This window comes from Flavobacterium pisciphilum (assembly GCF_020905345.1).
GTDB classification, from domain to species: domain Bacteria; phylum Bacteroidota; class Bacteroidia; order Flavobacteriales; family Flavobacteriaceae; genus Flavobacterium; species Flavobacterium pisciphilum.
Map to the genome: position 1 here is coordinate 624,578 of NZ_JAJJMO010000001.1, position 26,997 is coordinate 651,574.

At 35.3% G+C, this 26,997-nt stretch carries 2 protein-coding genes; both read right to left on the reverse strand.

The features are described 5' to 3' along the window. Positions 1-70: 70 nt before the first annotated feature. Positions 71-19,039, reverse strand: a complete 18,969-nt coding sequence (locus LNQ49_RS02640) for a non-ribosomal peptide synthetase (RefSeq protein WP_229987229.1) — start codon at positions 19,037-19,039, stop codon at positions 71-73. Between the two features lie 30 nt (positions 19,040-19,069). After that, entirely contained in the window at positions 19,070-26,992 is a 7,923-nt protein-coding gene (locus LNQ49_RS02645; protein WP_229987230.1) for a non-ribosomal peptide synthetase/type I polyketide synthase, read from the reverse strand. Positions 26,993-26,997: the final 5 nt, after the last annotated feature.

Genomic DNA, 26,997 nt, shown 5'->3' on the forward strand with positions numbered 1-26,997 from the left:
TTTAAATAAAATAAAGATATTGTTTTTCTTGATAAAATAATTTGGTTTTAGGATTTAGTAATAAAAAAAATTAAAATTCCCACTCATCACCTTCAATTCCAGCTTCTGCTAAAGCAAAACTTTCTAATAAAGCCTTAATCACTTTATGCTTAAAAATATCAGCTACTTTCACATCACATTTCAAAAACTGACTCATACGATGTGAAGCTTGCAAAGCCAAAATAGAATTACCTCCTATTTTGAAAAATTCATCAGTAATACCTACTCGATCTAATCCTAGTAGTTCCATCCAAATCTCACAAACTGCTGTTTCTATTTCTGTGCTTGGAGCAACATAATCTGCTTCAGAAGAAGTAAATTCTGGATCAGGTAAGGCACGTTTGTCCAATTTACCATTGATTGTTAATGGAAAAGATTCCATTGCCACCAAAGCTGCGGGAACCATATAATCTGGTAAGATTTCCAATAATCTATTTTGAATATCAATCGAATTCATATCGTAATCCGATATATAATAACCTACCAAATATTTAGTATTGGATGTCTCTGTCTGTCTGTCTTTAGCCAACACACACACCTGATTGATTCCATCAATTTGAGATATAGCATGTTCGATTTCTCCCAACTCGATACGATACCCTCGGATTTTGACCTGATCATCGTTTCTACCAAGATATTCTATATTCCCATCTGCCAACCAACGTACCAAATCGCCTGTTTTATACAATCTGGTGTACCCTTTGGCTTTATCAGCTTCGGTAGCAAATGGATTGTTTACAAAACGTTCAGCAGTTAACTCCGAACGATTCAGATATCCTCTAGATAAACCTGCCCCTCCAATGTACAATTCTCCCATTACACCAATAGGAACTGGGCTGTTTCCAGAATCAAGCACATACAGTTGTTCGTTGAATAATGGTGTTCCGATATATGGTTTGTTTGAATTTTTCACTTCAAACGATGAACTCCAAATAACAGTTTCTGCAGGGCCATAAACGTTAATTACTTTTCTAAAAGCATGAATTAGCTTTTCTGCAATCGACGAAGGCAATGCTTCACCACCTACAAGACATACACTATTTGATAACTTGTCAGGATATTGGTTAACCAAATGAAGTAAAGCACTTGGTGTTTGCTGAATGATTTGATGATTTAAAAGATTTTCTTCTTTTACTTCTTTAATGGAAGATAAAGTGACCTTGCTTCCGAAAATTAAAGGAAGAGCATATTCCAATCCAAAAATATCAAAAACATAATTTGTCAAACTCAATACATTTCTTTCCACAACATCTACTTTATCTTCCAAACTATCATGGAAATTATAGATAAATTGGGCAAAAGCCTGATGTTCAACCATCACTCCTTTAGGTCTACCTGTAGTTCCTGAGGTGTAAATTACATAAGCCAGATCAGTAGATTGACTGTGCTGATCAAGGTTTGTATTGTCGTTTTTATACAGTTCTTCAGCTAAATCAATGTAGACTACTTTCTCTTGTGGTAAACTATTATGACCGTCAATATGTCTTTGGCTCAATATAATCTGTGCTTGGGTATCTTCCAATACAAAATCAATGCGCTCTTGTGGAATTGTAGGATCAATAGGCACATAGGCACCTCCGGCTTTTAATACCGCCAATATTCCAATAATCATTTCCAAACTTCTGTCCAAACACAAGGCAATGAGTGTGTCGGGAGTAAGTGCTCTTTGCGTTTTTTCTTGATACTGTTCTCGAATGTAACGTGCTAGCTGGTTGCTCTTTTCATTAAGTTCATTGTACGTTAATTCAGCGCCTTCATAAACCAAAGCAATAGCATTTGGAGTCTTTAGCACCTGTTCTTCAAACATTTGATGAATTGTCTTCTCCTTTGGATATTCCTTGTCCGTTGCATTCCAATTGTAAACAAGCTGATCATAAGCTGTTGGAGATAACAAACTAATTTCATTATGTGGTATATTCGGATTCAATAATACCTGATTCAAAATATGTACTAAAGTCGCCAAATGCTCTTTCGCTTTACTTTGCGTTAGGTAATTACCATCATAATTGAACTTAATGGTCAACAATTCGCCTTGCTCAAAAGCCATAATATTTAATGGATAATCTACTTTCTCTATTGCGTTTCTTAAACTTACACTCGATGTTTCTTGGCCCTCATCTCCTTCAGGCACAGGGTAGTTTTCAAAAATGAATAAACTATGAAAAAGGCGCTCTCCTTCTTTTTGTAATTTTGCCAAGTCAGCAAAACTATGCGTGTTCATCTCTATAATCTTCTTTTGGATTTGCTGCAATTGATCCAAGATACTGCCCTCATTATTCCAATCAATAATCAATGGTAAAGTATTGATGTACAAACCAACACTTTCCTCTATCCCATCAACAGGTAGTTCTCTTCCTGATATTGTGGTTCCAACTATACTCTTTAGATTATTGCTATACACATGCAGTAGCTTATGCCAGATAAACTGAATCATTACATTGACAGTAATCCCTTCTTTCTGTGTAAAAGCTTTCAATTGATTGTACAATTCTCCTTTGATTTCACAACTGCTATTGGCAGATACTTCTACTTGCTTATAACTCTTAAAATCAATCGGATTGCTAAGCAATGCACTGATATCGTTGCTGCTTTCTACTTCCGTTAAAGTATTTTTCCAATAACGATCTACATCATTTTTATGTCTACCAATATATTCTTGGGTTTGAATATAAGCCGTATCTTCTTTTATTTTTACCGCTCTATTATTGATCAAATCATGGTAATAAGAGTCGATATTCGTTAATAAAAGAGGTCCACTCCAACCATCTGATATACTATGATGCTCTGTTTTTAATACTGTATAATAGTTCTCTGCCTGTTTGATAATATACAACCTGAGCAAGGTCGGCTGGGTCAAATCAAAGTTTTGTTTTCTATCTTCAATCTGAATAACTTCTATTGCAACATCTCTCTCCTCTTGAGTAAGAAGATGGCTAATATCATGTAACTGATAATTTAGTTTTCCATTCTTATAGATAATCTGAATTATATCTTCTTCCCAATTGAAAGCCGTACGCAAACTCGGGTATTGAGCAATACAATATTCCCAAGCATTGATGTAGGCATTGACATCTAGATATTGGTGGTAATCAAATAACAATTGCACACGATAAGCATCGTCTTGGCTCTGGCTTACTGCATGGTAAATAAATCCTTGCTGCAGACTCGTAGCTGGGTAAATATGTGTTATTTCGTTTTGAGTCGATTTAGCAATTACTTCCAACTCACTTAATAAAGCTTGGCTAATTTTTATTGACTTAAAGTCACTTGGTGTGTAACTACTGCCTTCTTCTTCAAGTTGCTCTTTACAATGTTTGATGATTCTTGTTATCGCTGTTTTAAAACTAGCTGCTAGCTGTTTTGTGGTGTGCGCTCCTAACTTGGTCACGATATTAAAGCCTATTTGACCATGACGAACATTACCATTTATACTGATAATATGATGATCTAGATTTTCAGAATCAATACTAACACCACTACTCTCTGAAGCAAACTTCCACTCTTCCTGCTGGGTATCAAATTGACCCAAATAGTTGAAATTTATTGGAGGTAGATTTTTATACGTGTACTCGCTTGTACTCTGGGTCGCAAAAGAACCAAACCCTAATCCTTTGTTAGGAATCTTACGCATGCTTTCCTTAACAAACTGTATGCTCTCTTTCAGACTGTTTCTTACTTCTAATCTAACTGGAAACATTGTAGTAAACCAACCTACTGTTCGACTGTGGTCAATAGCCGAATTGATATCTTCTCTACCATGTCCTTCCAAGGTAATTCCTTGAATATCCTGACCGTTAATCTCTTGAAGAGCATAGGTTAAGGCGGTTAATAATAAATCATTAATCTCTGTATGATAGGCTTTGGAAGCTTCCTGAAGTAACGATTTGGTAAGTTGTGTGTCTAACTCAAAACTCTCTTCGCTAGGCTCATTATCATGCTCTTCCAAATGATAATCTGGTAGCCCTTTTAATTGCTCTTCCCAATAAACCTCTTCTAATGGATGTTCCTGCGGATACCCTTTAGCACCTTCAACCCATTGACGGTAACTACTGCCTTTGGATGGCAAGGTCTTTCCTTCATATAAATTTTTAATATCTTCAGCTAAAATTCGCCAACTTACCCCATCCACAATCATGTGGTGTAGGGCAAAATGAATTCGGGCACTACCGTCTGCATATCCATGCAAATAACCTACCTGAAATAAAATACCTTCTTCTAAATCAAAAGCGCTTTGCCAAACAGTAAGAATATCATGAATTTCATCCTCTGTATGTTGGCTTACATCCAAAGTCTTCAGTTCTGGCAAGATAATTTCTGGTTGGTATTCCTGTTTCCAATCCAGTTTTCCTGTTGTTGGATTCTGCTCTTTGCTGTAAACAATGCGTAACACGTCATGGTAAGCAACCAACTCTTTGATAACTGTTGTTAGTTGATTGGTGTTTAATTCCCCAACTCTGATTAAAAAACTTTGGTTCCAATGGTTGGGTTTTGACAAACTTCCATCTTCGATTTGATCAACAAACCATTGTTGTATTGGCAGAAAATCTAACGCTCCTGTTAATACACCTTGTTCTGTTTTAAGGGTAACTTCGGATTTCTTTCTGCTTAGATGGTCGGCTAACTTTTCAATGGTTTTGTATTCGAAGATATCTTTTACCTGACAAACAAAACCTGCCTGACGAATGCGACTTGACACCTGAATACTTAATATTGAATCTCCTCCTATTCGAAAGAAATTATCTGTTATACTAACCTTATCTATATTTAGAACTGTTTGCCAAATCTCACATAATCTCACTTCTATTTCAGAAGTAGGTCCAACATAATCTACTTCTGAAGAAGTAAATTCTGGATCCGGTAAGACGCGTTTGTCTAATTTACCATTGATGGTTAATGGAAAGGATTCCATTGCTACCAAGGCTGTAGGAACCATATAATCTGGCAAAACTTGGGACAACTTCTCCGTAATTGATGCCTGATTAATTGTAAGCTCATGTGTATCTAATACATAATAACCTACCAAGTATTTAGTGGTAGCTGTTTCGGTCTTTCTTTCTTTAGCCAACACACACACTTGCTTAATTCCATCAATTTGTGACATGGCGTGTTCAATCTCACCCAGTTCGATACGATATCCGCGAATCTTGACTTGGTCGTCTCCTCTACCTATGTATTCTAAATTTCCATCTGACAGCCAGCGCACCAAATCTCCTGTTTTATACAATCTGGTGTACCCTTTGGCTTTATCAGCTTCGGTAGCAAATGGATTGTTTACAAAACGCTCCGCTGTTAAGTCCGAACGATTCAGATATCCGCGCGATAAACTTGCACCTCCTATGTACAACTCTCCTATCACTCCAACTGGAACTGGAGCATTGTTGTTGTCTAAAACATAGGCATTTGTATTGCTTATCGGTTTTCCAATTTTTGTATTTAAATCACCTTCGCTGTATTGGTGCATCGTAGTGTAAACTGTACCTTCGGTTGGTCCATAAGCATTTATCAATTTGCGACCAGTACTCCATCTGTTCAAACATGCAACAGAATTAACTCCTCCACCAACATGAATCGTTTTTAATTTATTTAATGCTAAATATTCAAACGATTCTAATAAATCTGCAGGAACAGTAAGATGTGTGATTTCTTCAGAGGCAATGTGTTTCATTAGATTGCCATTTTGCTTAATCTCTTCAGAAACAATATGAAGTGTACCACCTGCAATTAATGTAGGATAAATTTCTGAAACAGCACCGTCAAAAGAAGTTGAGATAATCTGAGAAGATATCGTTTGCTCATCAATATCAAAAGCTTCAATGATATTGAATGACAAATTGTTCAAATTGGCATGTGTTAATTCAACTCCTTTAGGTTTACCAGTAGTTCCTGATGTATATATGACATATACTAGATCATCTGGCTTACTGTATGTATTTAAATTATTGTTGTTTACGTAACTGTATAGTTCTTCTTTTAGGTCTATACAGATGATTCTGTCTTGTGGTAATTGGATTGAATTGTTGTTATTTTCTCGAATAAGAATAAATTCAACTTTGGTATCTTCCAAGATATAATCAATTCTATCTTGAGGATAATTTGAATCAATCGGTACGTAAGCTCCACCCGCTTTTAGTACTGCCAACATTCCTATTATCATTTCCAAACTTCTGTCTAGACATAAGGCAATAAGTGTGTTTGGCACAAAAGTTTTTCCTGTTCTTTCTTCATATTGTACTCGAATGTAATGAGCTAACTGATTGCTCTTTTCATTGAGTTCATTATAAGTCAGTGATTGCTCTTCAAATACTATAGCCGTTTTATTCGGAGTCTTAGCTACTTGTTCTTCAAATAACTCTTGAATCGTTTTCTCCTTCGGATATTCTTTTTCGGTTGCATTCCAATTGCGAACAATTTCTTTGTAATCCTCTGAATCAAGAATACTTAAATCTGAGTAATTACTAGTAGGCTTTTCAACCAATTTTTCAAGTAAGAAAATATAATTCTTAATCAATTTTGCTATAGTAGTTTTACTAAATAAACTAGTTGCATAACTAACTAATCCTCTTAACTCATCCTGACTATCATCTATTGTAATTGATAAATCAAGTTTCTCTGTTTGAGAATCACTTTCAATTTCATAAGGTTTGAAATATTCTTTTTGTTGTGCTGTTTTTTTGTTCTGATTATTAAAACTTCGAACCATAAACATTATCTGAAAAATAGGATGTCTTGACATATCACGTTCAACACCTAATTCATCAATTAATTTCTCAAAAGGTAAGTCCTGATGTAATTGAGTATTTATTTGTTCTTGATGCACTTGTTGGATTAATGCTTCAAAACTTTGAGAATTACTAAGGTGTGTTCTGTTTACTTGTGTATTAACAAAAAAACCAATCAGTTCCTCTGTTTGCATGTAATGTCTATTTGCCATAACACTACCAATGACAATATCATCTTGCCCTGTATATTTGTTAAATAAGATATTAATACTACTTAGTAAGACACTATTTAATGTTATCCCATAATATTGAGTCAATGCGCGTAATTTTTGACTAAGCTCTTTATCAAGTGTAAACTCTAAACTTTCTCCCTTATAATCTATTTCTGCAGGTCTGGCATAATCCGTAGGAAATTCTAAAGTCTGGAATCCAGATAGTTTATCTTTCCAATAACTTAACTGTTTTTCTAAGGTTTCTCCAGTCAAATACGCTCGTTGCCACAACGCATAATCCTTATATTGAATCTCTAATTCAGGTAAACTAAAGTTTTTATCGTTGCTAATATAAGCTTCGTAATAAGCCGATAATTCTCTTTGAAATACTTCCATCGACCAACCATCACTAGCAATATGATGTGTTGTAATGAGCAATATTGTTTTAGTTAATGATTCATCAGATGTGGATTCAATAGTATAAAACGTAACGCGGATAGGATATTCTGTACTTAGATTAAAAGGACGGTTGATGTCTTCTTCAATCAAAGACTGATAATCATCGGTATCCATTACGCTAACTTCTTCAATAGAAAGCACTTCATTGTGTACTTTCTGAATACCATGTTCCTGAGCTTCGCTTTGTTCAATGGTACTTCGCAAGACTTCATGTCTGGAAACAATCTGTTGCAAGGCGTATTTTATACCATCTTTATCTGTAGTCACATCAAGTTCATATAAACCTGGCATATGATACGCATTGGTACCTTGTTCATATTGCTCGATAAACCACAAGCGCTCTTGCGCAAATGAAAGTGTCCCTTGATTGGAATCTATTTTTGGGATGATTATTTGTGATTGTCCAGTAGCATGAACCAATAATTTAGATATGGTTTTGTGCTTAAAAATATCAGCCACTTTAACATTAGATCCTAATAACTTGCTCATACGATGCGAAGCCTGTATTGCCAAAATAGAATTACCTCCTATTTTGAAAAAATCATCCGTGGTTCCTACTCGATCTAATCCCAATAGTCCCATCCAAATCTCACAAACGGCTGTTTCTATTTCGGTGCTTGGAGCAACATAATCTGCTTCAGAAGAAGTAAATTCAGGATCCGGTAAAGCGCGTTTGTCTAATTTACCATTGATGGTTAGCGGAAAAGATTCCATTGCAACCAAGGCTGTCGGAACCATATAATCTGGCAAGGCTTCCAATAATCTATTTTGAATATCCACCGAAGTCATATCGTAATCCGATACATAATAACCTACCAAGTATTTAGTAGTTGCTGTTTCGGTCTTTCTTTCTCTAGCCAACACACATACCTGATTGATTCCTTCAATTTGAGACATCGCATGTTCTATCTCGCCCAACTCGATACGATACCCGCGAATCTTGACTTGGTCGTCGTTTCTACCAAGATATTCTATATTCCCATCTGCCAACCAACGTACCAAATCGCCTGTTTTATACAATTTTGTATACCCTTTTGCTTTATCAACTTCGGTAGCAAATGGATTGTTTACAAAACGCTCCGCTGTTAAATCAGGACGGTTCAGATATCCTCTGGATAAACCAATACCTCCTAAATACAATTCGCCTATAACTCCTATAGGAACAGGTCTTTGATTAGATGACAAAACATATACTTGGGTGTTTTGAATAGGCTTGCCTATGTAAACATTTTTAGTTGAATCAGTCTCATAAAATGTAACATCAATCGAAGCTTCTGTAGGCCCATAAAGGTTGTGTAATTTTGATGATTGATTACAAATATTCTTATATGTTTGTTCAACGGTATTTTTATTTAATGCTTCTCCACTACAAAATATCTGTTTAATGGAAGTATTAAATTTGTCTTCTTTACTAAATAAATAATGATTGTAAGCCTCTAACATACTAGGAACAAAATGTAGAGTCGTCACTTTTTCTTTCTTAATCAGTTCATGTAAATAATCACTATCCTTATGCCCTTCTGGTTTGGCTATAACAATTTTAGCTCCATACCAATTAGCCCATAAAAGTTCCCATACAGAAACATCAAAAACATAAGGTGTCTTTTGTAAAACAACATCCTCCGAATTTAAAGGATACAAATTTTGCATCCATTCTATTCTATTAACAATACCTGAGTGATTTAACATCGCTCCTTTAGGTCTGCCTGTAGTTCCTGAGGTGTAAATCACGTAAGCCAAATCCCTAGATTGACTGTATTGATCAAGGTTTGTATTGTCGTTTTTATACAGTTCTTCTGATAAATCAATGAAGACTACTTTCTCTTGTGGTAAGTTATTAAGACTATCCAAATGTCTTTGACTCAATATAATCTGTGCTTGGGTATCTTCCAATACAAAATCAATGCGCTCTTGTGGAATTGTAGGATCAATAGGCACATAGGCACCTCCTGCTTTTAATACCGCCAATATCCCAATAATCATTTCCAAACTTCTATCCAGACACAAGGCAATGAGCGTGTTGGGAGTAAGTGCTCTTTGCGTTCTTTCTTGATACTGTTCTCGAATGTAACGTGCTAACTGGTTGCTCTTTTCATTAAGCTCATTGTACGTTAATTCCTCTCCTTCATAAACCAAAGCAATAGCATTTGGAGTCTTTAGCACCTGTTCTTCAAACATTTGATAAATTGTCTTCTCCTTTGGATATTCCTTGTCCGTTGCATTCCAATTGTAAACAAGCTGATCATAAGCTGTTGGAGATAACAAACTAATTTGACGATGGGATTTGTTAGGAGCTGACAACACTTGATTTAGAATATTCGTCAAGGTCGCCAGATGCTCTTTCGCTTTACTTTGCGTTAGGTAATTACCATCATAATTAAACTTAATGGTCAACAACTCGCCTTGCTCGAAAGCCATAATATTTAATGGATAATCTACTTTCTCTATTGCGTTTCTTAAACTTACGCTCGATGTTTCTTGACCCTCATCTCCTTCAGGCACAGGGTAGTTTTCAAAAATGAACAAACTATGAAAAAGGCGCTCTCCTTCTTTTTGTAATTTTGCCAAGTCGGCAAAACTATGCGTATTCATCTCTATAATCTTCTTTTGGATTTGCTGTAATTGATCCAAGATACTGCCCTCATTATTCCAATCAATAATCAATGGTAAAGTATTGATGTACAAACCAACACTTTCCTCTATCCCATCAACAGGTAGTTCTCTTCCTGATATTGTGGTTCCAACTATACTCTTTAGATTATTGCTATACACATGCAGTAGCTTATGCCAGATAAACTGAATCATTACATTGACAGTAATCCCTTCTTTCTGTGTAAAAGCTTTCAATTGATTGTACAATTCTCCTTTGATTTCACAACTGCTATTGGCAGATACTTCTACTTGCTTATAACTCTTAAAATCAATCGGATTGCTAAGCAATGCACTGATATCGTTGCTGCTTTCTACTTCCGTTAAAGTATTTTTCCAATAACGATCTACATCATTTTTATGTCTACCAATATATTCTTGGGTTTGAATATAAGCCGTATCTTCTTTTATTTTTACCGCTCTATTATTGATCAAATCATGGTAATAAGAGTCGATATTCGTTAATAAAAGAGGTCCACTCCAACCATCTGATATACTATGATGCTCTGTTTTTAATACTGTATAATAGTTCTCTGCCTGTTTGATAATATACAACCTGAGCAAGGTCGGCTGGGTCAAATCAAAGTTTTGTTTTCTATCTTCAATCTGAATAACTTCTATTGCAACATCTCTCTCCTCTTGAGTAAGAAGATGGCTAATATCATGTAACTGATAATTTAGTTTTCCATTCTTATAGATAATCTGAATTATATCTTCTTCCCAATTGAAAGCCGTACGCAAACTCGGGTATTGAGCAATACAATATTCCCAAGCATTGATGTAGGCATTGACATCTAGATATTGGTGGTAATCAAATAACAATTGCACACGATAAGCATCGTCTTGGCTCTGGCTTACTGCATGGTAAATAAATCCTTGCTGCAGACTCGTAGCTGGGTAAATATGTGTTATTTCGTTTTGAGTCGATTTAGCAATTACTTCCAACTCACTTAATAAAGCTTGGCTAATTTTTATTGACTTAAAGTCACTTGGTGTGTAACTACTGCCTTCTTCTTCAAGTTGCTCTTTACAATGTTTGATGATTCTTGTTATCGCTGTTTTAAAACTAGCTGCTAGCTGTTTTGTGGTGTGCGCTCCTAACTTGGTCACGATATTAAAGCCTATTTGACCATGACGAACATTACCATTTATACTGATAATATGATGATCTAGATTTTCAGAATCAATACTAACACCACTACTCTCTGAAGCAAACTTCCACTCTTCCTGCTGGGTATCAAATTGACCCAAATAGTTGAAATTTATTGGAGGTAGATTTTTATACGTGTACTCGCTTGTACTCTGGGTCGCAAAAGAACCAAACCCTAATCCTTTGTTAGGAATCTTACGCATGCTTTCCTTAACAAACTGTATGCTCTCTTTCAGACTGTTTCTTACTTCTAATCTAACTGGAAACATTGTAGTAAACCAACCTACTGTTCGACTGTGGTCAATAGCCGAATTGATATCTTCTCTACCATGTCCTTCCAAGGTAATTCCTTGAATATCCTGACCGTTAATCTCTTGAAGAGCATAGGTTAAGGCGGTTAATAATAAATCATTAATCTCTGTATGATAGGCTTTGGAAGCTTCCTGAAGTAACGATTTGGTAAGTTGTGTGTCTAACTCAAAACTCTCTTCGCTAGGCTCATTATCATGCTCTTCCAAATGATAATCTGGTAGCCCTTTTAATTGCTCTTCCCAATAAACCTCTTCTAATGGATGTTCCTGCGGATACCCTTTAGCACCTTCAACCCATTGACGGTAACTACTGCCTTTGGATGGCAAGGTCTTTCCTTCATATAAATTTTTAATATCTTCAGCTAAAATTCGCCAACTTACCCCATCCACAATCATGTGGTGTAGGGCAAAATGAATTCGGGCACTACCGTCTGCATATCCATGCAAATAACCTACCTGAAATAAAATACCTTCTTCTAAATCAAAAGCGCTTTGCCAAACAGTAAGAATATCATGAATTTCATCCTCTGTATGTTGGCTTACATCCAAAGTCTTCAGTTCTGGCAAGATAATTTCTGGTTGGTATTCCTGTTTCCAATCCAGTTTTCCTGTTGTTGGATTCTGCTCTTTGCTGTAAACAATGCGTAACACGTCATGGTAAGCAACCAACTCTTTGATAACTGTTGTTAGTTGATTGGTGTTTAATTCCCCAACTCTGATTAAAAAACTTTGGTTCCAATGGTTGGGTTTTGACAAACTTCCCTCTTCGATTTGATCAACAAACCATTGTTGTATTGGCAGAAAATCTAACGCTCCTGTTAATACACCTTGTTCTGTTTTAAGGGTAACTTCGGATTTCTTTCTGCTTAGATGGTCGGCTAACTTTTCAATGGTTTTGTATTCGAAGATATCTTTTACCTGACAAACAAAACCTGCCTGACGAATGCGACTTGACACCTGAATACTTAATATTGAATCTCCTCCTATTCGAAAGAAATTATCTGTTATACTAACCTTATCTATATTTAGAACTGTTTGCCAAATCTCACATAATCTCACTTCTATTTCAGAAGTAGGTCCAACATAATCTACTTCTGAAGAAGTAAATTCTGGATCCGGTAAGGCGCGTTTGTCTAATTTACCATTGATGGTTAATGGAAAGGATTCCATTGCTACCAAGGCCGTAGGAACCATATAATCTGGTAAGACTTGGGACAACTTCTCCGTAATTGATGCCTGATTAATTGTAAGTTCATGCGCATCTAACACATAATAACCTACCAAATATTTAGTCTTGGATGTTTCTGTTTTTCTTTCTTTGGCCAACACACACACCTGCTTGATTCCATCAATTTGAGACATGGCGTGTTCAATCTCACCCAGTTCGATACGATATCCTCGAATCTTGACTTGGTCGTCATTTCTACCAAGATATTCTATATCTCCATTCGATAACCAGCGTGCTAAATCTCCTGTTTTATACAATTTGGTGTACCCTTTGGCTTTATCAGCTTCAGTAGCAAATGGATTGTTTACAAAACGCTCCGCTGTTAAGTCTGGACGGTTTAGGTATCCTCTGGACAATCCTTCTCCCCCAATATATAATTCTCCAGAAACTCCTATAGGAACAGGTGTTTGATTAGTAGAAAGAATGTACGTTTTTAAATCGGCTATTGATTTACCAATGTTCGATTGTATGATTTCATCTTTTTTAATTTCTTTGTATGTAACATGCACCGTGGTTTCTGTAATACCATACATATTGATAAGTCTAGTATTTAGATTACTTTTCAATTGATAATCCCACCAGCTACTTAATTGATTAGTGTTTAGAGCTTCTCCTCCAAATATTATATATCTTAAACTCAAATCAGATTGCCCCAATCCATTAGCAATATCCGCGAATCGATAAAAAGCAGAAGGCGTTTGGTTTAAAACACTCACTTTTTCTTTTCTACATAATTGATAAAAACCTTCTAGGTCTTGTGCTTGTTCTTTAGAAATAATGATTAGTTTACCTCCATAAACTAATGCTCCCCATAATTCCCAAACACTAAAATCAAATGCATAGGAATGGAACAATGTCCATACATCTTCTTCATTAAAACCAAACTGAGAATCAGTACTGGTAAACAAACGCATAACATTACAATGCATCTGCATTACCCCTTTAGGTTTTCCTGTGGTTCCTGATGTATAAATCACATAAGCCAAATCAGTAGATTGACTCTGTTGATCAAGATTTGTATTGTCCTCTTTTTTATACAGTTCTTCTGTTAAATCGATATAAATAACCTTATCCAGCGGAAGTGCCTTTTCATCTAAGTGTCTTTGGCTTAAAACAATCGCTGCTTGGGTATCTTCCAAGATATAATCAATTCGTTCTTGTGGAATTGTAGGATCAATAGGTACATAAACACCACCGGCTTTTAAAGTCGCCAATATTCCAATAACCATTTCCAGACTTCTGTCCAAACACAAAGCGATGAACGTGTCGGGAGTAAGTAATTGTTGTGTTTTTTCTTGATACTGCTCTCTAATGTAATGTGCTAACTGGTTGCTTTTTTCGTTTAGCTCCTGATAAGTCAACGATTTGTTTTCGAATACTATTGCTACATTATTTGGAGTCTTTTCTACCTGTTCTTCAAATAATTCTTGAATCGTTTTGTCTTTCGGATGTTCCTTATCCGTTGCATTCCAATTGTAAACAAGCTCATCATACGCTACCGAAGTAAGCAAACTAATTTCGCTATACGCTTTATTAGGTGCTTTAGTTAACTCATCTAAAAGATGGATGTAATGATGGATTAACCTAACTATTGTCTCTTTATCAAACAAGCTAGTAGCATAGCTAATCTCACCTGCAATTTCTTCCCCGCTATCATTAATAAAAATTGACAAATCAAATTTTGCTACCTCATAAACATCTTCTATCTGAAAAGGTTTAAGGTAATTTTTCTCTTGATTAGACGCACTCTCAGAAGTACCAAAACTTTGTACTCCAAAAAGAACCTGAAAAACAGGATGTCTTGAGGCATCACGTTCAACTCCTAACTCATCAATTAATTTCTCAAAAGGTAAGTCCTGATGCAATTGAGTGTTTATTTGTTCTTGATGCACTTGTTGAATCAGTTCTTCAAAACTTTGAGAGTTGGTAAGCTGTGTTCTGTGCGCTTGCGTATTGACAAAAAACCCAATAAGTCCTTCTGTTTGTCTATGGTGACGGTTGGCTGTTGCAGTACCAACCACAATATCATTCTGTCCTGTATATTTACTCAAGAGAATATTCACACTACTTAACATCAAACTGTTTAAGGTTATCCCGTACTGATGAGTTAATGCGCGCAATTTTTGACTAAGCTCTTTATTAAGTGTAAACTCCTGATGGTCCCCACTATAATCTATTTCTGCGGGTCTGGCATAATCCGTAGGAAATTCTAAAGTCTGGAATCCAGACAATTTCTCTTTCCAATAACTTAGCTGCTTTTCTAAGGTTTCCCCAGTCAAATACGCTCGTTGCCACAATGCATAATCCTTGTATTGAATCTCTAATTCAGGTAAACTGAAGTTTTTATCATTGTTAATATAAGCTTCATAATAAGCCGATAATTCTCTTTGAAATACCTCCATCGACCAACCATCACTAGCAATGTGATGTGTTGTAATCAGCAATATTGTTTTAGTTAATGATTCAATAGTATAAAACGTAACGCGGATAGGATATTCTGTACTTAGATTAAAAGGACGGTTGATGTCTTCTTCAATCAAGGACTGATAATCATCGGTATCCTTTACACTAACTTCTTCAATAGAAAGCGCTTCATCGTGTACTTTCTGAATACCATGTTCCTGAGCTTCGCTTTGTTCAATAGTACTTCGTAAGACTTCATGTCTTGAAACAATCTGTTGCAAGGCATATTTTATACCTTCTTTATCTGTAGTCACATCAAGTTCATATAAGCCTGGCATATGATACGCATTGGTACCTTGTTCATATTGCTCGATAAACCACAGACGCTCTTGGGCAAATGAAAGTGTGCCTAGATTGGAATCTATTTTTGGGATGATTATTTGTGATTGTCCTGTAGCGTGAACCAATAATTTAGATATGGTTTTGTGCTTAAAAATATCAGCCACTTTAACATTAGATCCCAATAACTTGCTCATACGATGCGAAGCCTGTATCGCCAAAATAGAATTACCTCCTATTTTGAAAAAATCATCGGTGATTCCCACTCGGTCTAATGCAAGTAAGTTCATCCAAATCTCACAAACGGCTGTTTCTATTTCGGTGCTTGGAGCAACATAATCTGCTTCAGAAGAAGTAAATTCAGGATCAGGTAAAGCACGTTTGTCTAATTTACCATTGATGGTTAATGGAAAAGATTCCATTGCAACCAAGGCTGTCGGAACCATATAATCCGGCAAGACTTCCAATAATCTATTTTGAATATCAACCGAAGTCATATCGTAATCCGATACATAATAACCGACCAAGTATTTAGTGGTAGCTGTTTCGGTTTTTCTTTCTTTAGCCAACACGCATACTTGATTGATTCCATCAATTTGAGACATCGCATGTTCTATCTCGCCCAACTCGATACGATATCCTCGGATTTTAACCTGATCGTCGTTTCTACCAAGATATTCTATATTACCATCTGCCAACCAACGTACCAAATCGCCTGTTTTATACAATTTTGTGTAGCCTTTTGCTTTGTCCGATTCGGTAGCAAATGGATTGTTTACAAAACGCTCCGCTGTTAAATCAGGACGGTTTAGATATCCTCTAGATAATCCTACTCCTCCTAGATACAATTCACCTATAACTCCTATAGGAACAGGAGCTTGATTGGGAGAAAGAATATAAACTTGGGTGTTTTGAATAGGCTTGCCTATGTAAACATTTTTAGTTGAATCAGTCTCATAAAATGTAACATCAATCGAAGCTTCTGTAGGCCCATAAAGGTTGTGTAATTTCGATGATTGATCGTAAATATTCTTATATGTTTGTTCAACAGTATTTTTATTTAATGCTTCTCCACTACAGAAAATTTGCTTTATTGAAGAACTAAATTTATCTTCTTTACTAAATAAATAATGATTGTAAGCCTCTAACATACTAGGAACAAAATGTAGAGTCGTCACTTTTTCTTTCTTAATCAATTCATGTAAATAGTCACTGTCCTTATGCCCTTCTGGCTTGGCTATAACAATTTTAGCTCCATACCAATTAGCCCATAAAAGTTCCCATACAGAAACATCAAAAACATAAGGTGTCTTTTGTAAAACAACATCCTCCGAATTTAAAGGATACAAATTTTGCATCCATTCTATTCTATTAACAATACCTGAGTGATTTAACATCGCTCCTTTAGGTCTACCTGTAGTACCCGAGGTGTAAATCACATAAGCCAAATCCGTAGATTGACTATATTGATCAAGGTTTGTATTGTCGTTTTTATACAGTTCTTCTGATAAATCGATGTAAATAACCTTATCCTGCGGTAAGCTACTAAGACCGTCAATATGTCTTTGGCTCAATATAATCTGTGCTTGGGTATCTTCCAATACAAAATCAATGCGTTCTTGTGGAATTGTAGGATCAATAGGCACATAGGCACCTCCTGCTTTTAATACCGCCAATATTCCAATAATCATTTCCAGACTTCTGTCCAGACACAAGGCAATTAGCGTATCGGGAGTAAGTGCTCTTTGCGTTTTTTCTTGATACTGTTCTCGAATGTAACGCGCTAGCTGGTTGCTCTTTTCATTAAGTTCATTATAGGTTAATTCAGCGCCTTCATAAACCAAAGCAATAGTATTTGGAGTCTTTAGCACCTGTTCTTCAAACATTTGATGAATTGTCTTCTCCTTTGGATACACCTTATCGGTTGCATTCCAATTGTAAACAAGTTGATCATAAGCTGTTGGAAATAACAAACTAATTTCATTATACGCTTTATTAGGCGCTTTGGTTAACTCATCTAAAAGATGAACGTAATGATGGATTAACCTAACTATGGTGTCTTTATGAAACAAGCTAGTAGCATAGCTAATCTCAACTGCGAGTTCTTCTCCACTATCATCAATAAAAATTGACAAATCAAATTTTGCTACCTCATAAACATCTTCTATCTGAAAAGGTTTAAGATAATTTTTCTCTTGATTGGACGTACTCTCAGAAGTACCAAAGCTTTGTATTCCAAAAAGAACCTGAAAAACAGGATGTCTTGAGGCATCACGTTCCACTTTCAACTCATCAATTAATTTCTCAAAAGGCAAGTCCTGATGCAATTGAGTATTTATTTGTTCTTGATGTACTTGTTGGATTAATGCTTCAAAACTTTGAGAATTACTAAGCTGTGTTCTGTGCGCTTGAGTATTGACAAAAAAACCAATCAGCCCTTCTGTTTGCCTGTGAGGACGGTTACCTATTACAGTACCAATCACAATGTCATTCTGTCCCGTATATTTACTCAAGAGAATATTCACGCTACCTAACATCAAACTGTTTAAGGTTATCCCAGACTGATGAGCTAATGAGCGTAATTTTTGACTAAGCTCTTTATCAAGTGTAACCCTCTGATGATCCCCACTATAATCTATTTCTGCGGGTCTGGCATAATCCGTAGGAAATTCTAAAGTCTGGAATCCTGACAGTTTCTCTTTCCAATAACTGAGTTGTTTTTCTAAGATTTCACCAGTCAAATAATCTCGTTGCCACAACGCATAATCCTTATATTGAATCTCTAATTCAGGTAAACTGAAATTTTTATCGTTTCTAATATAAGCTTCATAATAAGCCAATAATTCTCTTTGAAATACCTCCATCGACCAGCCATCACTGGCAATATGATGTAATGTAATGAGCAATATTGTTCTATTTAATGAATCATCAGATGCTGATTCGATAGTATAAAATGTAATGCGGATAGGATATTCTGTACTTAAATTAAAAGGACGATTGATGTTTTCCTCAATCAAGGACTGATAATCATCGGTATCCTTTACGCTAACTTCTTCGATAGGAAGCGCTTCATCGTGTACTTTCTGGATACCCTGTTCTTGAGCATCGCTTTGTTCAATGGTACTTCGCAATACTTCATGTCTTGAAACAATCTGTTGCAAGGCGTATTTTATACCTTCTTTATCTGTAGTCGTATCAAGTTCATATACGCCAGGCATATGATACGCATTGGCACCTTGTTCATACTGCTCGATAAACCACAGACGTTCTTGAGCAAAACTTAAAGGGAAATACAATTGAGTTGTATCTTTTAGAATTTTATTCTTCAGAAATTCTTTATCTGATGAAATATTATTATCCTCAAGGATTTTAATGATTTGATTTTTATTGGTACTTATAAATTCATTTGTTTCTTGATTTTGAAACGCTTTTGGAGCAGAAAATTTAATTTTATCATTATCTACCCAAATTGCCCCAGCGCTTAATCTTAATTCATTAAAAAAAATAGTAATACTTCTTAGCTTATTCATAATTTATTATATTTTATTATGGATATTTAATTAAAATTCCATTTGAACATTCTCAGATGCAATCTCCAAAACCTGAATATTTTCAGCTAGGGCTTTGCAATTTTTAAATCGAAAAATATCTGCAATTTTTACATCAGCATCAAACATTGCGCTCATACGGTGAGAAAATTGTGTTGCAAGAATTGAATTCCCACCTAGTTTGAAGAAATCATCATGAATAGATATTTGTTCTAAGCCAAGGATATTGGCAAATATTACAGCCACCTGAAATTCTTTTTCTGAATAATCATCTTCTATAATTTTTATCTCTTGATTATCGGATGGGGTTTCGTTTTGGCTGAATAATGTTGATTTTAATGTGTGTATGTCTAATTTTGACACGACAACTTGGTCATAACTCGTTTGATTGATTAATCTATAAAACAATTCAGCCCCTTCATTCTGGTTTACTGTATTCAAATGAAGAAGGTTACTTAAACCCGTTAATGGTTTTATCGTTTCTATTGAACTGATACTATCTTCTCTAACCATACCTGTATCAGACCAACCCGGCCAATTGACAGCAAGAGTGTTTATATTTTTAAAGTTCTTTTTATCCATTGCCAAATAATCAAGATAGCTATTAGCCGCACAATACTCTAAGCGGTTAATATCTCCCATAATACTTGATAAAGATGAAGTAAAGGCTATAAACTTAGTAGAAGTCAAATCAATAACATTTAATATATTATCGATACCATAAACCTTACCTCCCAAAACATTTTTTATGTTAGTTAAATTGTATTCTTCTATGTCTAGGGATTTGACACCAGCAGTATGAATAATTCCTTTGATAGAACCATAAACATTTTGCATGTTTTTGATTAAGGTTTCTACTTGTTGAGAATTGGAAATGTCGAAACACTGAATATCTACAGATGAATTATTTGCAATAATTTCTTCAATTATTTTGAATTTGGACCTAACATAATTAGATGGATTCTGTTCGTCATATATATTTTTTCTACTGACTAAAATAAACTTAACGCGGTTCTTTTCCGAAATGTATTTAGCAATAGATAATGCAACACCGCCTAGACCTCCAGTTATTAAAATAACATCTCCATCTTCAATTATTCTTTCTTCTACTACTGAATTGTCTATTTTCTCAAATCGTTCAATCCATAATTTTCCGAACCTTACAGCTAATAGTTCATCTGATTTTTTATAGGCTTCATTACTTACAACTTGAGAAATACTTGATTCAACATTACTGTAATTGTATCCAATATCAATCGTCCTAGCATCTAAATTTAGAAACTCGTGATTGATATTTCGGATTGCTCCAACTAAAGTACCATTGAATGGGTTAATAGTATCTTCACTAGTAATTTGTGTTAATCCGTTTGTTAATACAACTAATTTTTTGAAACCGTTGCTGTTTAATAAATATTGGCGAATTAAAAATAAAGAGTAAAAACTATTATTCAATTTATCCTCTGATTGGGAAGTATTATCAATTGAACTGCAATGGATAATCATATCAAAAGTAATCTGCTTGGTCTTGAAATATGAACCTAGATTTTTAAAATGATCTTCATTTTCAGAATTAATTTTTATGGTTTCAGAATAATCAATTTGATTTAGATTCGAATCTATTATAACCAATTGAATTTCCTCGCATAAACTATGGAAATCAAGTATATCCTTTTGATCTTCTCTAATAAAAATCAGGGCTTTTTTAGCAACAGAATTAATCACTTTATTAGCTTTAAAACTCGATACTGCTGACCACACTGGAGCACTCAGCCATTTTTCTTCAGGGAGCAATGCCAGTTGATCTTGTGATTTGGTTTCTTTCCCTTTTTCTAACCAGTATTTTTGAGAATCAAATTGATACACTGGCAAATTACTAAGCAACTTTGCTTGTTTAAAGAATTGAACTTCGTTAGGTTTTTCAATAACTCCATTCATCCAAAGTTTAGCAATAAGTTGCTCTTTGTTAAGTAAACCATTTTCTACATTTTCATGTACTTCTCTTGCAGAACATAATAACTGTACTGATTGTAGGTATTTGTAGTTATTTAGTTTTTTATACGTATTGATAAATGAACCCAATCCTTTACCGGGTCCCACTTCGATGAAGCTAACTTGATGGTTAAATTGTTTACTTAAGGTGTTGATTCCTTCTGCAAATTGAACCGTATTTCGAAGCTGATTACACCAATATCTTGGAGAAGTAACTTCTGCTGTAGCGAACTCTCCAGTTAAATTTGAAATGAATTTCTTCTTAGGTGCATTTAACTTTACATCTGAAAATTCCTTTTCAAATTTATCCAAAATCCCTTCCATCATAACAGAATGATAGGCATGAGATACGTTCAATTTTATACTTATAATTCCTTGATTCTCTAATGCCGTTTTCAGGTTTTGAATCTTATCATGGCTACCCGAAATCACAATGTTTTCTAAAGAATTGATAACAGCAATTTCACAATCGTATTCTTTTACTATTTCCTGAATATCGCTTTCAGAAGAATGGATAGCAATCATACTGCCCGACTCCATGGACTGCATAAGTTGCCCTCTAGAAATTACCGTTTTTATGGCATCTTCTAAACTAAAAACTCCAGATAAAGTAGCCGCTACATATTCTCCTATACTGTGACCAATATAAGCGTCTGCTTTAACTCCTAAATGTGTCAAGTACTCCGACAAACTATATTCGATAATAAATAAAGTGATTTGAGACCACTGTGTTTGGTTGATATCGTATACATCTCCTGCATTGGGATACATAACCTGATGCAAGTCGACTTCTAGGTGTTGGTTAGCAATGGAAATACATTTATCAATAGTAGCCTTAAAAATCGGTTCATTCTCATACAGCGCTTTTGCCATATCGATGTATTGTGCTCCTTGTCCCGGGAACATGAACACTGTCTTAGCATTGCTTTCTGTATTTACCTCAGTGGTAATGGTATTTTCTTTTAATTCAGCAATTAAATCATCAATTGTCTGGGCAGAATAAACACTTCTATACTGAAATTGCTCTTTCTTTTCTTGTAAACTATAGGCAATATCTCGAATAGTAACTGCTTGTTGCGTATTTTGTATTCCTGTTAAATAATTTAATAAGGCCGTTTTGTTCTGTTCCAATGATGGTCCGCTTTTGGCAGATACAGGAATGATATACTTTATCGAATGATGTTCCTCTGTTATTGTGGTTTCCTGCGGCTCTTTTGTTGGAGCAATATAATCTCCAATAATCACATGCGCATTAGTACCTCCAACGCCAAAAGAACTCACTCCTGCCAAACGTTGCTTGCCATGGTTAGGCAACCATTCTCGGTTTTGTTTAAGAATCTCAAAGTTGGTTTGTTCTAAACCAAGCTCTGGATTAGGGTTTTCAAAGTTAACCTGTCCTGGAAGAATATTATTTTGAAGCATCGCGCAAACTTTGATCAAACTTGCCGTACCTGCAGCAGAATCTGCATGACCAATATTGGCTTTCACTGCTCCCAATACTGTTTTACGACTTAATGGTTTTTCCTTGTCTTCATTGAAAGCAAAAGCTTCTCTTAACGCCTGTACTTCTATCGGATCACCCAAATGAGTAGCAGTACCATGGCACTCCACATAATCAATTTCGTTAGAACTCACCCCTGCCATGCGTTGGGCATTAATAATACACTCGCTCTGACCAATTAGTGAAGGTGCGGTATAACTCGTTTTACGATCCCCATCATTATTGGTAGCATAGCCTTTGATAACTCCTAAGATGGTGTCCCCATCTTTGATAGCATCTTCCAATCGTTTTAGCAAAACAACTCCAACTCCAGATGTTCCAATTGTACCAGAAGCCTGATCATCAAATGTTCGGCAATGACCATCCTTAGATGAAATCATTCCTTCTTCGTATAAATAACCAATACCATCTGGTTCACCAAAAGATACTCCGCCCGCCAAAGCCATATCGCAAAAGCCAAGTTGCAGATTTTTACAGGCTTCTACCACAGAAACCAATCCTGTTGAACAGGCAGTATTAATCGAAGTCGCAGGACCAGATAGACCTAGAAAAAAAGCCGTTTTTGTCGCTAAGGCGTCCTTGCTGTTTGAGGCAGCTGCTTCCCACATATTGATTTGATCTGCCTTTTCTCCATTTAGAATATGCTCATAGAAATAGTCACTATTTCCACTTCCAGCAAATACCCCTATGTTATGTTTTTTTCGCTCTTGAGAATATCCCGATGATTCTAATACGAACCAACTGTGCTCGATAAATTTACGAATTTGAGGATTCGTTTGTTTTGCCTCATTGGGTGATATACCCCAAAATACTGGATCAAAATTTTCTATACCTTCCACTTGTCCCAATACTGGAACAAAATTTGGCATCTCTAATAACCATTCTTCCACTCCTCGTTGTAGACACTCTTCTTTACTGTATAATTCAATCCCTTCTTGCTGATTAGCAATTAAGTGCCAAAATTCTGTTGTATTCTCCGCTCCACTGAACGCTCCCGAAGTACTTATAATCGCAATCTCATGAGCTGTGCTCTCTAAACTGCTCGTTTTAAGTTGATATTTTGGTAAAGTAGTAGGACGAATGCTTTGAATGAGTTTTATAATCGAATTGTACTCAAATAAATCCGCAATACTAATCTCTCTAAATTCATCCAATTGGTTCAATTTCTGCTTCAATTGAAGACTCAAAATCGAATTACCTCCCATCTTGAAAAAGTTCTGATGGATACTGACTTGATCGCTTGACAAACCAAGAACTTCAGAATAAATAACACAGAGTTTGATTTCTAATTCCGTCTCGGGCTTAACATAATCTACTACAGTATTAAACTCAGGATCCGGTAAGGCGCGTTTGTCTAATTTACCATTGATTGTTAATGGAAAGGATTCCATTGCTACCAAGGCTGTAGGAACCATATAATCCGGCAAGACTCTGGACAACTTCTCCATAATTGATGCCTGATCAATTGTAAGCTCATGTGTATCTAATACATAATAACCTACCAAGTATTTAGTGGTAACTGTTTCAGTCTTTCTTTCTTTAGCCAAAACAGACACCTGCTTGATTCCATCAATTTGTGACATGGCATATTCGATCTCGCCCAACTCAATACGATATCCTCGAATTTTAACCTGATCGTCTCCTCTTCCTATGTATTCTAAATTTCCATCTGGCAGCCAACGTACCAAATCTCCTGTTTTATACAATCTAGTGTACCCTTTGGCTTTATCAGCTTCGGTAGCAAATGGATTGTTTACAAAACGCTCTGCTGTTAAGTCCGAACGATTCAGATATCCGCGCGATAAACTTGCACCTCCTATGTACAACTCTCCTATCACTCCAACTGGAACTGGAGCATTGTTGTTGTCTAAAACATAGGCATTTGTATTGCTTATCGGTTTTCCAATTTTTGCATTTAAATCCCCTTCTTTATATTGGTGCATCGTGGTGTAAACTGTACCTTCGGTTGGGCCATAAGCATTTATCAATTTACGACCATTGCTCCATCTATTCAAACATGCAACTGAATTAACTCCTCCTCCAACATGAATCGTTTTTAATTTATTTAATGCTAAATATTCAAACGATTCTAATAAATCTGCAGGAACAGTAAGATGCGTGATTTCTTCAGAGGCAATGTGTTTCATTAGATTGCCATTTTGCTTAATCTCCTCAGAAACAATATGAAGCGTACCACCTGCAATTAATGTAGGATAAATTTCTGAAACAGCGCCGTCAAAAGATGTTGAGATAATCTGAGAAGAAATAGTTTGCTCATCAATATCAAAAGCTTCAATGATATTGAATGACAAATTGTTCAAATTGGCATGTGTTAATTCAACTCCTTTGGGTTTACCAGTAGTTCCTGATGTATATATAACATACGCTAGATCATCAGGTTGAATAACTTTTTTAGATAATTGATCTGAGATACTAATGGAATCCAATTGCACATCAATTGAAAACAAATTCCCTTGATAAAAATCTAAATCAAAAATATAATCTACTTGTGTAATTAAGATATTAAGCGATGTATCCTCAATAATATGTTCCTTACGATTTAAAGGATATTCAGGATCTATGCACACATATGCTGCGCCGGCTTTCAAAACACCTAAAATGGCTATGATTGTCATTTCAGACCTATCTAGCATAATACCTATCAAATCATTTCTCTGAGTATCATAACTTTCAATTAAATAGCTAGCCAATTTATCAGATTCTTCATTAAGTTGCTGATAGGTAAGTTCTTTTCCTCCAAATACAATAGCACTATGATTTGGTGTTCTTACCACCTGTTCTTCAAATAAATCTATAACTGACTTGGCTTTCTCATACTCTTTATTTGTAGTATTCCAATCGTAAACAAGCTGATTTAATTCTGTTTCACTTAGTAAATTGATTTGGGAGTATGGCTTCTCTGGTGTTTTTGTTACTTGCTCAAGTAGATTTATAAAATGACTAAGAAGTCTTTCTATCGTCTCATCTTTAAATAAACTTTTAGCATAACTTAAAATCCCAGTAAGCTCCTCTTCGCTATCATTAATATAAATGGAAATGTCAAGTTTTTCAACTCCGTCTACATTCCCCACATCGTATGGATTCAGAAAGTTCTTCTCTTGATTTATCGTTTTATCTTGTCCTTCAAAACTTTGAACTGCAAATAACACCTGAAAAATAGGATGTATAGAAGTATTGCGTTCTCCTCCTAATTCATCCACTATTTTTTCAAAAGGCAAGTCTTGATGCAATTGGGCATCTATTTGATTTTGATGAACTTGCTCTATTAATTCTTTAAAACTTTGACTTTTATTAAGTAGTGTTCTATTCACTTGGGTATTGACAAAAAAACCAATAAGTTCTTCCGTTTGGCGATTATGGCGATTGGCAACAGGGCTACCAATCACAATGTCATCCTGATTAGTATACTTACTAAACAAAATATTTATACTACTTAACATAACACTATTTAATGTTACGCCACATTGCTGAGCTAGTCCTCTTAATTTTTCACTAACTTCTTTACTTATCGTAAAAGACTGACCTCCCCCATTGTAATCGATTGAAGCTGGTCTGGTATAGTCCTTCGGAAATTCTAAAGTCTGATATCCCAACAATTTCTCTTTCCAATAACTTAGCTGCTTTTCTAAGATTTCCCCAGTCAAATAAGATCTTTGCCACAACGAATAATCTTTATATTGAATCTCCAATTCAGGTAAACTGAAGTTTTTATCATTTCTAATATAAGCTTCATAATAGGCTCGAAATTCTTTGTGAAATATATTTTTAGACCAACCATCACTAGCGATATGGTGTGTCGTAATTGTCAATAACGTTTTATTTAATAAATCATCCGATGCTGATTTAATGTTATAAAGCTTTATACGAATAGGATATTCTATATTTAATTTAAAGGGCTGTTTAATTTCTTCTTTGATTAGATTTCTGCAATCCTCTAAATCAGACACTACAATTTCTTCAATAAATAGGGAATCATTATGTACTACCTGAATACTGGTATTTTGATTTTCTCTCTGTTCAATAGTACTTCTTAATACTTCATGTCTTGATACAATCTTTTGCAGAGCGTATCTTACACCTTCTTTATCAGTATCCGATTCTAATTCAAACACTTCATACAAATTAAAAGCGTTAGTTCCTTCCTCAAACTGTTCGATAAACCACAAACGTTCTTGGCCAGGACTTAATGGATAGTATGTTAGCGTACTATCCTTGAATATTTCCGTATCTAAGAACTTCTCTTTCGAAAAAATTTGATTTTCATTAAGAATGGAGGCTATTTTTCCTTTATTGTTTACAAGGAAATTTTTTGTTTCCTCGTTTTGAAATTTTTTGGGTATTGAAAATTGAATTGTTTCATTATGAAGCCAAATAGCACCTTCATTAATTCTAAATTCATAAAACATGATCTCTATATTATCCATTCGTT

Bases quoted from the DNA above. Each gene is read 5' to 3' on its own strand.
- LNQ49_RS02640 (WP_229987229.1), bottom strand. From the start codon at position 19,039: ATGAATAAGCTAAGAAGTATTACTATTTTTTTTAATGAATTAAGATTA.
- LNQ49_RS02645 (WP_229987230.1), bottom strand. From the start codon at position 26,992: ATGGATAATATAGAGATCATGTTTTATGAATTTAGAATTAATGAAGGT.